General features: G+C 69.9%; 15 protein-coding genes. 13 read left to right on the top strand and 2 right to left on the bottom strand.

Annotation, left to right across the window (positions count from 1 at the left end):
• Positions 1–24 precede the first annotated feature (24 nt).
• The 11 genes from OVA17_RS05240 (at position 25) to rpsN (ending at position 8,026) form a co-directional block, all read left to right on the top strand.
• Complete coding sequence (locus tag OVA17_RS05240; RefSeq protein WP_267788645.1) at positions 25–1,023, top strand: metal ABC transporter solute-binding protein, Zn/Mn family; 999 nt, start codon at positions 25–27, stop codon at positions 1,021–1,023.
• Entirely contained in the window at positions 1,020–1,835 is an 816-nt protein-coding gene (locus OVA17_RS05235; protein ID WP_141378000.1) for a metal ABC transporter ATP-binding protein, read from the top strand. Before OVA17_RS05240 ends, OVA17_RS05235 begins: the two co-directional genes overlap by 4 nt.
• Entirely contained in the window at positions 1,832–2,692 is an 861-nt protein-coding gene (locus OVA17_RS05230) for a metal ABC transporter permease (protein WP_267788642.1), read from the top strand. Before OVA17_RS05235 ends, OVA17_RS05230 begins: the two co-directional genes overlap by 4 nt.
• Positions 2,693–2,779: 87 nt before the next feature.
• Positions 2,780–3,193 (top strand): Fur family transcriptional regulator, encoded by a 414-nt coding sequence (locus OVA17_RS05225; protein WP_103207737.1) that lies wholly within the window; start codon positions 2,780–2,782, stop codon positions 3,191–3,193.
• Entirely contained in the window at positions 3,174–4,208 is a 1,035-nt protein-coding gene (locus OVA17_RS05220; RefSeq protein WP_267788641.1) for a permease, read from the top strand. The genes OVA17_RS05225 and OVA17_RS05220 overlap by 20 nt, the downstream gene beginning before the upstream one ends.
• Entirely contained in the window at positions 4,201–5,058 is an 858-nt protein-coding gene (locus tag OVA17_RS05215) for a TIGR03943 family putative permease subunit (RefSeq protein ID WP_267788640.1), read from the top strand. The genes OVA17_RS05220 and OVA17_RS05215 overlap by 8 nt, the downstream gene beginning before the upstream one ends.
• Positions 5,048–6,472: a hypothetical protein gene (locus tag OVA17_RS05210; RefSeq protein ID WP_267788638.1), complete on the top strand. Its 1,425-nt coding sequence runs from the start codon at positions 5,048–5,050 to the stop codon at positions 6,470–6,472. Before OVA17_RS05215 ends, OVA17_RS05210 begins: the two co-directional genes overlap by 11 nt.
• On the top strand, positions 6,472–7,170 hold the full coding sequence (locus tag OVA17_RS05205) for a DNA-3-methyladenine glycosylase (protein WP_267788636.1): 699 nt from the start codon (positions 6,472–6,474) through the stop codon (positions 7,168–7,170). Before OVA17_RS05210 ends, OVA17_RS05205 begins: the two co-directional genes overlap by 1 nt.
• A 139-nt stretch (positions 7,171–7,309) precedes the next feature.
• The gene (gene rpmB, locus OVA17_RS05200) at positions 7,310–7,546 is read left to right on the top strand and encodes a 50S ribosomal protein L28 (protein WP_055832508.1); all 237 of its coding nucleotides are present in this window, start codon (positions 7,310–7,312) and stop codon (positions 7,544–7,546) included.
• On the top strand, positions 7,546–7,716 hold the full coding sequence (gene rpmG, locus OVA17_RS05195) for a 50S ribosomal protein L33 (RefSeq protein ID WP_013584775.1): 171 nt from the start codon (positions 7,546–7,548) through the stop codon (positions 7,714–7,716). Before rpmB ends, rpmG begins: the two co-directional genes overlap by 1 nt.
• Before the next feature lie 4 nt (positions 7,717–7,720).
• Positions 7,721–8,026, top strand: a complete 306-nt coding sequence (rpsN, locus tag OVA17_RS05190; protein ID WP_022878196.1) for a 30S ribosomal protein S14 — start codon at positions 7,721–7,723, stop codon at positions 8,024–8,026.
• A gap of 81 nt (positions 8,027–8,107) precedes the next feature.
• Here rpsN and OVA17_RS05185 read toward each other — a convergent pair whose 3' ends face one another.
• A complete protein-coding gene (locus OVA17_RS05185) occupies positions 8,108–9,559 on the bottom strand; it encodes a helix-turn-helix transcriptional regulator (protein ID WP_267788630.1) in 1,452 nt (483 codons plus the stop codon).
• A 397-nt stretch (positions 9,560–9,956) separates the two neighbouring features.
• Here OVA17_RS05185 and OVA17_RS05180 point away from each other — a divergent pair, with 397 nt between their 5' ends.
• A complete protein-coding gene (locus OVA17_RS05180; RefSeq protein ID WP_013584778.1) occupies positions 9,957–10,244 on the top strand; it encodes an HU family DNA-binding protein in 288 nt (95 codons plus the stop codon).
• A 77-nt stretch (positions 10,245–10,321) separates the two neighbouring features.
• Positions 10,322–12,304, top strand: a complete 1,983-nt coding sequence (locus OVA17_RS05175) for a cytochrome c oxidase assembly protein (RefSeq protein ID WP_267788622.1) — start codon at positions 10,322–10,324, stop codon at positions 12,302–12,304.
• 14 nt (positions 12,305–12,318) lie between these two features.
• On the opposite strand, the gene OVA17_RS05170 is transcribed toward OVA17_RS05175, so the two are convergent.
• Positions 12,319–13,398: a hypothetical protein gene (locus tag OVA17_RS05170; protein ID WP_267788620.1), complete on the bottom strand. Its 1,080-nt coding sequence runs from the start codon at positions 13,396–13,398 to the stop codon at positions 12,319–12,321.
• Between the last annotated feature and the right edge of the window lie 26 nt (positions 13,399–13,424).

Below are 13,424 nucleotides of genomic sequence, written 5' to 3'. Positions count from 1 at the left end.
TATCAACGGCGATACGGTTTCCGTATGAACCGTCGCTTCCTCGCCCCCGTCCTCCTCGGGACCGTCTCCGTTCTCGCGCTCGCCGGTTGCGCCGGAGGCACCGCCTCCCCCGCGTCGTCGGACTCGTCCGCAAAGATCAAGGTCGTGGCATCCACTGACGTCTACGGCTCGATCGCTCAGGCGGTCGGCGGAGACTACGTCGACGTCGCCTCGATCATTACCTCGCCCAGCCAGGACCCGCACGAGTACGAGGCGAGCGCGCAGGACCAGCTGACGCTCAAGAACGCCGGCCTCGTGATCGAGAACGGCGCCGGCTACGACGCCTTCATGGAGTCGCTCATCCAGGCCAGCGGCACCACGGCCCCGGTGCTCACCGCCGTCGAGTACAACCACGACTACCCCGGCTCGAAAGAGCACTCCGACGACGCGAGCCCGGCGCCCAGCGAGAGTGCCGACGACCATGGCCACTCGGACGAAGACGGCCACGCCCACATCGAGGGCTTCAACGAGCACGTCTGGTACGACCCGCACACGGTCGAGGACCTCACCGAGGCCATCGCCGAGCAGCTCGGAACGCTCGCCCCCGAGCACGTGGCCGACTTCAACGCGAACGCCGAGGCCTTCACCCAGCAGATCGCCGGCCTCGAGGACTCCCTCGACGCGATCAAGGCGAAGGATGCCGGCAAGAAGATCTTCGTGACCGAGCCGGTGCCCGTGTACCTGACCACGGCGGCGGGCCTCGACAACGCGACGCCGAACGAGTTCAGCGAATCGGTCGAAGAGGGCCAGGACGTCCCGCCCGCGACCCTGCTCGAGTCGCTGCAGCTGCTGGACTCGGGCCAGATCGGCGTCATGATCGTCAACCCGCAGACCGGTGGCGCCGAGGTGACGCAGGTGCAGAACGAGGCGAAGGCCAAGAACATCCCCGTGATCGAGTTCACGGAAACGCTCCCCGAGGGTCAGACTTACATCTCGTGGATGCAGAGCAACATCACGGCGTTGTCCGACGCGCTGGCGGCGTGAGCGCGGCCGCACCGCTGCGCGTTCGCGGCGCCGCCCTCGAGAGGGGTGGCCGTGAGCTGTGGGCCGGGCTCGACCTCGAGGTCGAGCCCGGCGAGCTCGTCGCCGTGCTCGGCCCGAGCGGCTCGGGCAAGACGACGCTACTGCGCGCGATTCTGGGGCTCGAGCGGTTGAGCTCCGGCTCGATCGAGGCGCTCGGAGCCCCCGTGCGCCGCGCCGGTAACCGCCGCATCGGCTACATCCCGCAGCAGCGTCCGCTCCCGCGCGAGACGCCCCTGCGCGGCCGCGACATCATCGGCCTCGGGGTGGACGGGCACCGGCTCGGCCTGCCGCTGTCGCGAAAGAAGGACCGCGCGCGCATCGACGAGTTGCTCGAGGCGGTGGGGGCCACCGCCTTCGGTGACCGGCCGGTGGGCCTGCTCTCGGGCGGAGAGCAGCAGCGCCTGCGCGTGGGCCAGGCTCTCGCGGACGACCCCGCCCTACTGCTCTGCGACGAGCCGCTCACGAGTCTCGACCTGGCCAACCAGCAGGCCGTCGTCCGACTCATCGACCGTCACCGCCGCGAGCGGGACGCGGCCGTCCTGCTGGTCACGCATGACATCAACCCGGTGCTCTCGCGCGTGGACCGCATCCTCTACATCGCCAACGGCCGCTTCACCCTCGGCACACCCGACGAGGTGCTCACGACCGAGACGCTCTCGGCCCTCTACGGCGCCCCCGTCTACGTCGTGCGCGCGGGCGGTCAACTGATCGTCGTCGGGGCGCCGGATGCCGACGAAGCCCACCACCATCACCACGACGAGGACGACGCATGAACTGGTCCGACGTCGGCAACGCCCTGTTCGGCGGGGTGAGCCAGTACGGCGCGATCCTCGAGCTCGTGCAGAACTCCGTGTACGCGGGAGCCGTGCTCGGCCTCGTCGGCGGACTCATCGGCGTCTTCGTCATGCAACGCGACATGGCCTTCGCCGTGCACGGCATCAGCGAGCTGTCGTTCGCCGGCGCCGCCGTCGCCCTGCTCGTCGGTGTCGATGTGGTCTCGGGATCGATCGTGGGCTCGCTCATCGCGGCGGCTCTCATCGGAGTGCTGGGCGCCCGCGCGCGCGATCGCAACTCGATCATCGGCGTGCTCATGCCGTTCGGTCTCGGGGTCGGCATCCTGTGCCTGTCGCTCTACAACGGACGCAGTGCCACCCGCTTCAGCCTGCTCACCGGCCAGATCGTGTCGGTGCAGAGCGGGCAGCTGGGGTGGCTCGTCGTGATCGGCGTCGCGGTGTTGGTCGCCCTGCTGCTCATCTGGCGCCCGTTGCGCTTCGACTCGCTCGACCCGCAGTCGGCCGCGGCCCGCGGCGTGCCGACCACGGCGGTGTCGCTCGCGTTCATGCTGCTGCTGGGACTCATCGTGGCGGTCGCCGTGCACATCATCGGTGCCCTGCTCGTCATGGCGCTGCTGGTGACTCCGGCCGCGGCGGCGATGCGGGTGGCATCCGGTCCGCTGTCGGTGCCGCTGCTCGCGGCGCTGTTCGGTTTCGTCTCGGCCGTGGGCGGGGTGCTCCTGGCCGTAGCCGGGACGCTGCCGGTGAGTCCGTACATCACGACCATCTCGTTCGCGATCTACCTCGCGTGTCGTCTGGTGGGTGCGCGACGCGACCGGACGACCCGCGCCCTCTGAGCCGTCCGGCCGGGGCGGGAAGGGCTCCCCCCGCCGACTTCGAGCACGCCCAGCCGATTCACCGATCCCCTCGCTAGACTCGCGGCCATGGTCCAGCGCAACACGTGGCAGCGCGAACGCGTGCGGGAGGCTCTCTCCGGAGCCCCCGGCTTCGTCAGCGCCCAGTCGCTGCACGCGACCCTGCGCGACGAGAACACCGGCATCGGCCTGGCGACCGTCTACCGCACGCTCGCGGGTCTCGCGGCCCGCGGCGATGCCGACTCGCTGCAGAGCCCCGACGGCGAGAACCTCTTCCGTGCCTGCGAGACGCGCGGACACCACCATCACCTGATCTGTCGCTCGTGCGGCAAGGCCGTCGAGATCGCCGCGACCGACGTCGAGGAGTGGGCACAGCGCACCGCCGCCCAACACGGGTTCAGCGAGGCCGAGCACGTCGTCGACATCTTCGGCATCTGCACCGATTGCGCCCGCGCCCGGGCTCGTGAGCGTGGCGACGAGTAGTCGCACCACGGCTCCCACGCCGCAACGCTCGGGCGCCTCCCGCACCCTCGTCGCGCTCGGCCTGGGTGTCGTCGTGGTCACGGCGCTGTTCCTGGTCGACGCCTTCGCCCCCACGTTATTCGCACAGCCGTTGCCGACCCGCGCGCAGGACGGTCTCACCCTCGCTCTCAGCGTGCTCATCGAGTCGCTGCCCTTCGTGGTCCTCGGCGTGGTGCTGTCGATCATCGTGCAGGTGTGGGTGCCCCCGGGAGCGATCGAGAGATGGATGCCGCGCGCGCCCTGGGCGCGCCGGGCGGTGCTGTCGCTGCTGGGGATGTTCATCCCCGTCTGCGAGTGCGGCAACGTGCCCTTCGCCCGCGGTCTTCTCATGCGCGGCTTCGGAGTGAGCGACACGCTGACCTTCCTGGTTGCGGCCCCGATCGTGAACCCGATCGTCATCATCAGCACCCACGCGGCCTTCGGCTTCAGCGACGGCATCCTGGTGGCGCGCCTGATCGGCGGGTACCTGGTCGCCAACCTGATCGGCTGGCTGTACAGCCGGCATCCCGATCCCGACAAACTGCTCACCGAACGCTTCCTCGAGACGTGCGAGATCGTCGTCCAGGAGCGCGGCGACCGTGGTCGGCGCACCCTCGCCCAGTTCGTCGTCGAGCTGCGCTCGGTCATGCCGGCCCTCATCATCGGCTCGCTGCTGGCCGGAGCAGTCCAGGTGCTCATCCCGCGCAGCGCCCTGCTGGCCATCGGGTCCGACCCGGCGCTGTCGATCGCCGCGATGATGGCGCTGGCGATCGTGGTGTCGCTGTGCTCGAACGTCGACGCGTTCTTCGCGCTGTCGTTCGCCTCGACCTTTACGCCCGGATCGATCGTGGCTTTCCTCGTGGTGGGGCCGATCATCGACCTGAAGATGATGGCTCTGCTGCGCACGACCTTCTCGACGCGCGTGCTCGTGGGCATGACGGTCGTCGTGGTGCTCTTCGCCTTCACACTCGGAACGGTGGTGAACCTCCTTGTCTAGAACGGGTGCTCTCGCCACGCGCTGGCTCGGGGTGGGCCTGACCGCGTGCCTGTCGATCACGACCATCACGCTGTGGGCCACCGGCCGCATGGCGCTGTACATCAACCCCGATTCGGCGTGGTTCGCCGTCGGCATGGCCGTCCTGGCGCTGGTCGGCTCGATCGCCTCGTTCGCCCTGCCGCTCGGCGCCGAGGCCGACCACGGACACGATCACGAGCACGGCCACGCCCCCGCCGCGGCCTCCGCCCGGCGCGAGGCGTTCGCGCACGCCGATCACGAGCACACCGATCCGCTCGACGCGCACGATCACGCAGCCCACGATCATCTCGCGGCCCGCCCGCGCCTGACCCCGGGCGGGATCGCGGCGTTCACCGGCGGCGTGCTCGCCTCGGGTGCGGTGATCGCGGTGCTGCTGACTCCCGCGGCGTCGCTGTCGACCGAGCTCGCGGTGTCGCGCGACGTGGGAGCCCCGCCGCTGTTCGCCGGCTCCGACGTGGTGACCCTCGCCGCGTCGGGCGACACCTCGAAGTTCGGCATCGGCGACTGGTCGGCGGTCTTCGCCCACGCCACCAACCCCGAGACCTTTGACGGAAAGCCCGTGACCCTCACGGGCTTCATCACCCCGGCCAACGACGGATCGAGCTTCGACCTCACCCGACTCGTCATCACGCACTGCGTGATCGACGCGCAGACCGCCCGCCTGCCTATCGCGGCCACCACCGACGCCCCCTCGACCGGGCAGTGGGTGACCGTCACGGGCACGGTGCGTTCGAGCGGCGACGGCAAGCTCGCGGTGCACGCCGACCAGGTCGCGGCCATCGCTGAGCCCTCGGACCCGTATGAGTACTGATTCCCGTCGCGGCGGCGACTCCCGGCGCTCGCGCGCGCGTCGGCGGCGCGGGCGCGGCTTCGCGATCGCCTTCGCCGCGATCCTCGTCGCTCTCGTCGTCGTCGGCGGCCTCGGCGCAGTAGTGGCCGTGGCCCAGGGGCCGCGCGTCACGGACGTGCAAGTCGATCCGGCGGCCGCCGTCGCGGCATCCGGCTCCCGCGTGATCCTCACCACGACCCAGTCCCTCGAGAAGGTGGACGCCTCGCAGGTCCAGGTGGACCCGGCGACCCCGTTCACCGTCGACACCTCGGGTCGCAGCGTCGGCGTGCGTTTCACGCTGCCGCTGCGCGACGACACCGACTACACGATCACCGTCAACGGCGTGAGCGGCCTCGGCGCCGGCCCCGCCTCGACCCTGACCGAGTCGTTCCGCACCCCCGCCCTGCAGGCCTACCTGATGCAGCGCGGCACGCCCGAAGGCGACACCATCTTCCGCACCGACCTGCAGGGGCAGGCGGGTCTGCCCGTGTTCGTGCACCCGCACATCGAGGACTTCCGCGCCACCGCCAACCACCTCGTGATCTCGGTGCGCGACGGCGACACCCCGCGGGTCATCGTGACCGACCCCGACGGCAAGAACCAGCGCGACATCGCCCTCCCGGGCCCCGGCTACGTCACCAACCTGCAGTCGGCCGACCGGGGCGAGCGCATCGGATTCACCTTCTCGGATGCCGACCTGGGCGCTGCCGGGGGACGCGAGAGCCGTCTGTTCACGGCGTCGGCGGCCGACGACGCCCCGCCCGTCGAGGTGGGGCTGAACGGCGGCGACGTGCGCATCGCCGACTACCGTTTCGTGCCCGACACCGACAGCATGCTGGTGCTGACCTTCGACTCGCGACTGCTGCTGACCGACGCGCAGGGCGGTAACGCCGCGCCTCTCGGCAGCGCCGTCTCGATCGACGGCATCGCGCGCGGATCGTCGGTCGCGATCGTGGAGCGCCTCGAGGGGATCCGCGAGATCAACCTCACCGACGGCTCCGAGCAAGCGCTGGTCGACCCCGTCGATCCCCCCGGCATGGCGGGGCGCGCGACGCCCCTGCCCGGGGCGGGCACGGGCACGATCCGCTCGTTCGCCGACATCAGCTCCGACGGGGTCTCCCGTTCCACGATCGTCTCGCACGTCGACACCGACGGAACCGTCCGTCAGCTGCTGAGCGTGCCGGGCTCGGACACCGTGCTGCAGACCTGCGTGTCTCCGAGCGGCCGCTATGCCGCCGTGCTCGTGGCTCCCCGAGCCGTCGACAACCCCTTCGACCGGTATCAGCTGCCGCTCCCGCAGCGTCTGCTCACGCACCTCGTCGAAGTCGACAGCGGCCAAGAGGTCGTGGCGCTGCAGGGCTTCGACCTCTCGTGGTGCCAGGTTCCCCCGCAGTGATGCGACCCGCGACACGCGCCGACCTCGTCGACCTGCCGGTCGAGGCCGCGCCGCGGCTGCTCGGCGCCGTGCTCGAGACCGAGGTCGCCGGCGAGCGGGTCCGCGCGCGCGTGACCGAGGTCGAGGCGTACCACGGCCGCGGCACGGGCGACCAGCCCGATCCGGGCTCGCACGCGCGCATGGGACCGACCGCGCGCAACGCCACCATGTGGGGCGAGCCCGGTCACCTGTACGTGTACCTGAGCCACGGCATCCACTCGTGCGTCAATGTCGTCTGCGGCCCCGAGGGCGTCGCGGGTGGAGTGCTGCTGCGCGCCGGAGAGATCGTCGAGGGTGCGGACATCGCCGAACGCCGACGCCTCGAACGCCGCGGGGCTGTGCGCTCGTCGCGCGATCTCGCCCGCGGTCCCGGGCGCTTCGCGGACGCGGTGGGTCTTCGGCATCCGATCCACGACGGCATCGACGCGGTCACCGGCGAGATGCGCGCGGGCGCGCGAGCGCGGTTGCTCCTGCCCGACGCGCCGCCGCCGGGCGTTGCGATCGGGCCGCGCGTGGGTGTCGCGGGCATCGCGGGCACCGACGCCTTCCCCTGGCGCTTCTGGATCGAGGGGGATGCCACGGTCTCGGCGTTCCGATGGGGGCGGGGCGCGGCCGAGGCGGCTGCCCGTCAAGGCGACACGCCGTCCGTGCTAGACTGACCCCTCGTCTGCGCGCACTCCAGCACGCAGTTCGCATCCCTCACTCTCGAACGTGGGCTTCGGCCGCGCTCGGACGGGGTGCAGACAAGGGATCTTGGGTGACACCGTCCGGTGTCACGGTACAGAAGGAGACATCACCATGGCAGCAGTGTGCCAGGTGACTGGAGCGGTTCCCGGCTTCGGTCACAACATCTCGCACTCGCACCGCCGGACGAAGCGCCGCTTCGACCCGAACGTGCAGAAGAAGACCTACTTCGTTCCGTCGCTGGGTCGCAACATCAAGCTCAACGTTTCGGCGAAGGGCATCAAGGTCATCGACGCTCGCGGCATCGAGTCCGTCGTCCGTGACCTGCAGGCGAAGGGCGTGAAGCTGTAATGGCGAAGAAGGCTCAGGACGTTCGTCCGATCATCAAGCTGCGTTCGACCGCCGGCACGGGGTACACCTACGTGACGCGCAAGAACCGCCGCAACAACCCCGACCGCATCGTGCTGAAGAAGTACGACCCCGTGGTCCGCAAGCACGTCGACTTCCGAGAGGAGCGCTAAGCACATGGCTAAGAAGAGCAAGATCGCGCGCAACGAGCAGCGCAAGGTCGTCGTCGAGCGCTACGCCGCGAAGCGCGCCGAGCTGAAGAAGACCCTGGTCGACCCCAACGCGACCGACGAGGCCCGCGAGGCCGCCCGCGTGGGCCTGCAGAAGCTGCCCCGCAACGCGTCGCCCGCGCGCGTGCGCAGCCGCGACGTCATCGACGGCCGCCCCCGTGGTGTCCTCACGAAGTTCGGCGTCTCGCGCGTCCGCTTCCGTGACATGGCCCACCGTGGCGAGCTGCCCGGTGTGACCAAGTCGTCCTGGTAAGCACCAGACACCCGTTCGAAGGGCGGGGGTTCCGAGAGGAGCCCTCGCCCTTCGGCGTTTCCGGTGAACGCCGCGCGCCCTTCAGGAGTCGACGGAGTTCAGCTGCTCGATGGCCTCGGTGCGACCGCTGACGCCGAGCTTGAGGTAGATCGACCGCACCTGGCTCTTCACCGTGTTGAGCGAGACCCCGCGTTCTCGTGCGATCTCGGCCAGGCTGAGGGGGCTTTCGAGCAGGAATGCCAGGGCGCGCTCCGTCGGTGTGAGGCACGGGGTGGCGTACGCCGGGGCGCTCTCGTTGTCGGGCGCCGCCACGCGGGCGAGGACCCCCTCGAGAGAGGCCATCAGGTGCCGCAACTCCGGGTTGTGAGCGACGACGCCCTCCATCAGTTGCCGTGTCTCGTCGTGCGGGAGCATGAGGAACGGAGTCGCCCAGGTCCCCGTGCGCTGCATGATCAGCAGGGCCGCCTCCATGCTCTGGTGAGCGCGGCGGGAGTTGCCGAGCCGCTGCTGGGCGAGGGCGCGGCGCAGCAAAACCGGTGTGAAGGTGCGCAGGCAGTGTTCGGTCTCGGATGCCACGCAGGCGTCGGTCTCGAGCAGCAGCTCGCGCTCCCGTCCGAGACGCAGCAGGGCCGTGGCTCGCTGCATCGAGAAGCAGATACCGTGACCCTCGGGGTTGTCGTAGGGCGCGAGGACCGCGAGAGCCTGTGCGTCATCGCCCTGCGCGACGTAGAGGTCGGACAGGATGCACAGCAGGAAGTGGCGCACCATACGGTGGCTCGCGCTTCGCAGACCCCCGTGGAGCAGTTCGCGGGCCTCGGCCCGCCCGTCGGCGAACTTGTGCCGGAGGAGCTTGACCATCACTCCGGCGGCTCGCGCCGTGTACGTCCAATACGGGTCGTCGCGTTGGGTGAGTGCCATCGCCGAGGGGACGGCGGCGAGGCGTTCGACGTCGCAGCGTGCCGACGAGGTCAGGATGTCGGCGAGGAAGAGCAGGTAGGCGGCCTCTTCCACGGGCCATCCTTCGGCCGCGAAGATCTCCTGCGCGCCGGACGAGGCTTCTTCGGCCGCGGTGTACTCGCCGTTGATCGCGTGCCCCAGCGCGATGACCGTCAGTGCCCGATACCGCAGAGCGGGTGTGTCGGCGAAGAGGAGCGCCTCGGCGCCGAACCGGGCGGCGTGCTGCGCCGAGCCGATCGCCGCGCAGTACTCGCCCGCGCTGGCCAGCAGCAGAGCCCGGCCGCGGGAAGAGAGGGCGGCGGGGCGTTTGAGGCGCACTTCGTCGAAGTACCGACGCACCACGCCTACGCCGTCGACAAGAGCGTCGCGCCGCGCTCGCGCCGCCAGCAGCGCCCCCACCGTCTGCGCGGAGGCGTCGGTCCACATCGCGGGTGGGGCCGGGGTCTCGGCCTCGGCCAGCAATGCGAGATGACGGGTGAACGGGATGCCGTGGCCCGGTGCCAGCCGGATCGCCGTCGTGACGACCGCGGCGTGGAGGGTCGCGCGCGCGTCGATGGAGGATGGGGTTCCCGACATCGCACCTCCGCTTCGCGAGCGCCTCATGGCAGTTTTGGTCCTTTCTATGGTATTTTATACCGTTTCGTGAATTGCCTGATCAGGTACCCCCGAGCGCCGGTCGACTCCCGGGGTACCGCGGTTCCCGCGCGGGGAGCGGGCCTCGATCGCGCGCTCCCCGTTTCCGGGCGAGGTGCAGGGCCGCCGACGTACGAGGGCGCCGCGCAGCTGCCCCGGTCGCCCCCTCCGCCCCGTCGACGCCGCGACACGCCGGCGCGAAAGGGGGAAAATCCGTCAGAATCCGCGTAATTCCGCGGTTCGGTTGATACTGTCGAGGCGGTCTCCCGACCACCGAGGAGGATTTTCCCCTCGTCCGCGTAACGAGAGGCGACTGAGACGTCGCCTGGAGGACAACCACATGGCTGACAAGTCCATCACCAAGACCGAGCTCGTCGCGAGCATCGCCAGCGCGACCGGGCAGAGCCAGTCCGCCGTGTCGGGCGTGCTCGACTCCCTCTTCTCCACCGTCTCCGAGGCGGTCGCCAAGGGCAGCAAGGTTTCGATCCCCGGCTGGATCGCCTTCGAGCAGGTCGCGACGTCGGCTCGCACGGGCCGCAACCCCCAGACGGGCGAGGAGATCTCGATCCCCGCCGGCAAGCGCGTCAAGGTGACCGCGGGCTCCAAGCTGAAGGCCGCCGTCAAGTAAGACGACGTCGAATCACAGAGGGGGGTTGCCACGCGGCATCCCCCCTCTGTCGTTCCTGCGCGACGTAGGCTGAGGGGGTGAATCCCCGCCTGCTCCGCGTCGCGGGACCCGTCATCCTGGTCGTGGTCTCGCTCATCGCCGTCGCGGTGGGGCTCGCCTACGGTGGAGGAGCCGCGCCCACGCAGCTCGCCGACCCGGGTCCGGTCGTGCGGTGGGGTCTGCCGATCGCCACGGTCGTCGTCAACCTCGCCGCCGCCACGATGGTCGGCTCGCTGGTCCTGGCGCTCTTCGCCCTTCCTGCGGGGGAGCGACCGTTCGAGATCGCCCTCGACACGGCATCCATCGGCGCTGCCGTCTTCACCGTCTCGGCGGCGACCACCGGGTATCTGACCTTCCTCAACGTCCTCAACGCGAAGCCGACGCTCGACGCGGTCTTCGGCCAGCAGCTCGGGCGCTTCCTCGTCGAGAGCTCGATCGGGCAGGCGTGGCTGATCACCACGATCGCGGGCGCCGTGCTGACCGTGCTCACCTTCGCCGTGCGCTCGTGGATCCCCACGCTCGTGGTCGCGATCCTCGCCCTCGCCTCGCTGATCCCGATGGGAACACAGGGACACGCCGGCGAGGAGGCCAGCCACAACGCGGCCGTCACCTCGCTCGTGCTGCACATCATGGCCGCCGCCGTATGGCTCGGCGGTCTGATCCTGCTCGTCGTGGTCCGCCCCGCGTTGTCGCGAGGCCAGTTGCAGACCACGCTGCTGCGCTACTCCTCGATCGCCCTCGTCGCCTTCATCGTCGTCGCGATCTCGGGGACGGTGCGTGCCTCGATCGGTCTCTTGGGACTGCAGAACCTCTGGTCGGCGTACGGCGTGCTCGTACTGATCAAGGTGGGCGCCCTGATCGCGATGGGCGTGCTGGGCGCGTGGTACCGCCGTCGTCTCATCTCGCGCATGGCCGAAGAGCCCGGTTCCCGCCGCTTCTGGGGCGTCATCACGCTCGAGCTCGCCTTCATGGGCATCGCCAGCGGTGTCGCCGCCGCTCTCGCGCGCACGCCCCCGCCCGTGCAGCCCCCGCTCGTGGGGCAGACCCCGGCCGAGGTGCTGACCGGTGCGCCGCTGCCCCCCGACCTGACGATCGAGCGCTGGTTCACCGCGTGGGACATCGACCTGCTGTGGACGCTCGTGGTGGCTTTCGGTGTGTTCTTCTACCTGGCGGGCGTCTACCGGCTGCTGCGCCGCGGCGACTCGTGGCCGATCTACCGCACCGTGCTCTGGTGCCTCGGCATGCTGGGCGTCTTCTGGGTCACGTCGGGCCCCATCAACGTGTACCAGGACTACCTGTTCAGCATGCACATGATCGGGCACATGCTGCTGTCGATGGCGATCCCGCTCCTGCTCGTGGCGGGGGCCCCGGTGTCGCTCGCTGCCCGCGCGATCCGCAAGCGCACGGACGGGACGCGCGGCGGTCGCGAGTGGATCCTCTGGGCGGTGCACAATCCGGTCGCGAAGGTGCTGACCAACCCCTACGTGGCGGCGGGCCTGTTCATCGGATCGCTCTGGGCGTTCTACTACACCGACCTCTTCCGCTGGTCGCTGTACGACCACGTCGGGCACATCTGGATGGTCGCGCACTTCCTGGTGACCGGTTACCTCTTCGTGCTGAGCCTCATCGGCATCGATCCTGTTCCGTACCGTCTGCCGTACCCGATGCGCCTGCTGATGCTCATCGCGATCATGGCGATGCACGCCTTCTTCGGCATCGCGATCATGATGAATTCGGGTCTGATGGTGGCCGAGTGGTTCGGGGCGATGGGGCGCACCTGGGGGGCGACCCCGTTGCAAGACCAATACGTCGGCGGTGGTGTCGCGTGGTCGGTGGGCGAGATCCCCACTCTTGTGCTCGCCATCGCGGTCGCCATCCAGTGGAGCCGTAGCGACGAGCGCCAGCAGCGCCGACGCGACCGCCACGTCGACCGCGTCGGCGACGTCGAGCTCGACGCCTATAACGAAGAGCTGCAGCGACTGGCCGAGCGTGACGCGCGGGTGGCGTCGCGGGGCAACTGACCCGTTCGCCGGGCTCAGTCGGACGAGCCGCCGACGAGGATCGAAGCGGTGCCGTCGGGCAGCACCGTGATCTCGCCGTCGACGCGGAAGGCAACGTCTTCTTCGACGGTGCGCACGCTGCCGTCGAAGATCGAGCGGATGTCGACCACGATGTGCGCCACGGCCTTCGCTGAGGGGATGCGCCACCCCGCCCCGTCGGGCACGACGGTCACTACCGGCTGCTCGACGATCGACCAGGTGGGGGCGTCATCGATGCGGTTGCGCACGGTGAAGCCGAAGGGGCACCCGGTCGGCTGCAGCACTTTCTGCTGGGCGCACGTGGTGAGGAAATCCTCGACACGCGACTGAACGACCGAGATGAACTCGTCGGTCGGCTGGGCCTGGACATCGACCGGGATGCCGGCCAGCGGCGCGTCGGCGAGCACGGCGACACCGGGAGTCGCCGAGATGGCGGTGTCGACGTTCACCGAGTAGAGCCCGGGTGAGAACACCAACAGGGGGACCGCGGCCGTGGGGTCCACGTCGGCGCCGTCGACCGAGACCTGACGTTTGTCGACCTCGAAGCCGTTGACGGCGAAACGCATCGACCCGTCGACCGTGAGTTTCATGACCGACAGCGGGCTCCGGGCGAACCGCCAGCGGGGGAGGAGGCCCTCGTTCGTGTCGTGCTGGATCGCGAAGGTGGTCTGTCCGCCGTAGCCGCCGGCCGTGTAGCTCACGGTGATCTGCGTCTGCTCGCCGTTCGTGCTCTCGCCGGTGATCTCGGCATCCGTCAACGCGGTGAGCGCATCGGGGCGCAGCAGTGCCTCGGAAGCGGTGGCCGGGAGACCCGCGGACTGCAGCTCGGCGGAATCGACGGCCACACCGGGGAGCGCGAGGGCCTCCGCCGTCCGGTGGTCCTGAAGCAGCTCGAGGTAATGCTGGACGAACGCGCGGGGGCTGTAGAACTCGCGATAGAGCGAGGCCGCGCCCGCGCCGAGGGCGGCGATCAGCAGGACGCCCACGAGGGTGATTCCGGCGATGGCGCGTCCTGGGCGCGCGCGCACGCCGCGAACGCCTTCGGGCGTCGCGGGGCCCCCGCCTGCGGTGTCCACGCCTCCAGTGTAGGAAAGGCTCCTGT

Source organism: Microbacterium sp. SL75 (assembly GCF_026625865.1).
Lineage (GTDB): Bacteria > Actinomycetota > Actinomycetes > Actinomycetales > Microbacteriaceae > Microbacterium.
This window is presented reverse-complemented; position numbering and strand designations above follow the sequence as displayed.

Coding starts and splice junctions, on each gene's coding strand:
- OVA17_RS05240 (WP_267788645.1), top strand. CDS start 25: ATGAACCGTCGCTTCCTCGCCCCCGTCCTCCTCGGGACCGTCTCCGTT.
- OVA17_RS05230 (WP_267788642.1), top strand. CDS start 1,832: ATGAACTGGTCCGACGTCGGCAACGCCCTGTTCGGCGGGGTGAGCCAG.
- OVA17_RS05225 (WP_103207737.1), top strand. CDS start 2,780: ATGGTCCAGCGCAACACGTGGCAGCGCGAACGCGTGCGGGAGGCTCTC.
- OVA17_RS05210 (WP_267788638.1), top strand. CDS start 5,048: ATGAGTACTGATTCCCGTCGCGGCGGCGACTCCCGGCGCTCGCGCGCG.
- OVA17_RS05205 (WP_267788636.1), top strand. CDS start 6,472: ATGCGACCCGCGACACGCGCCGACCTCGTCGACCTGCCGGTCGAGGCC.
- rpmB (WP_055832508.1), top strand. CDS start 7,310: ATGGCAGCAGTGTGCCAGGTGACTGGAGCGGTTCCCGGCTTCGGTCAC.
- rpmG (WP_013584775.1), top strand. CDS start 7,546: ATGGCGAAGAAGGCTCAGGACGTTCGTCCGATCATCAAGCTGCGTTCG.
- rpsN (WP_022878196.1), top strand. CDS start 7,721: ATGGCTAAGAAGAGCAAGATCGCGCGCAACGAGCAGCGCAAGGTCGTC.
- OVA17_RS05185 (WP_267788630.1), bottom strand. CDS start 9,559: ATGTCGGGAACCCCATCCTCCATCGACGCGCGCGCGACCCTCCACGCC.
- OVA17_RS05180 (WP_013584778.1), top strand. CDS start 9,957: ATGGCTGACAAGTCCATCACCAAGACCGAGCTCGTCGCGAGCATCGCC.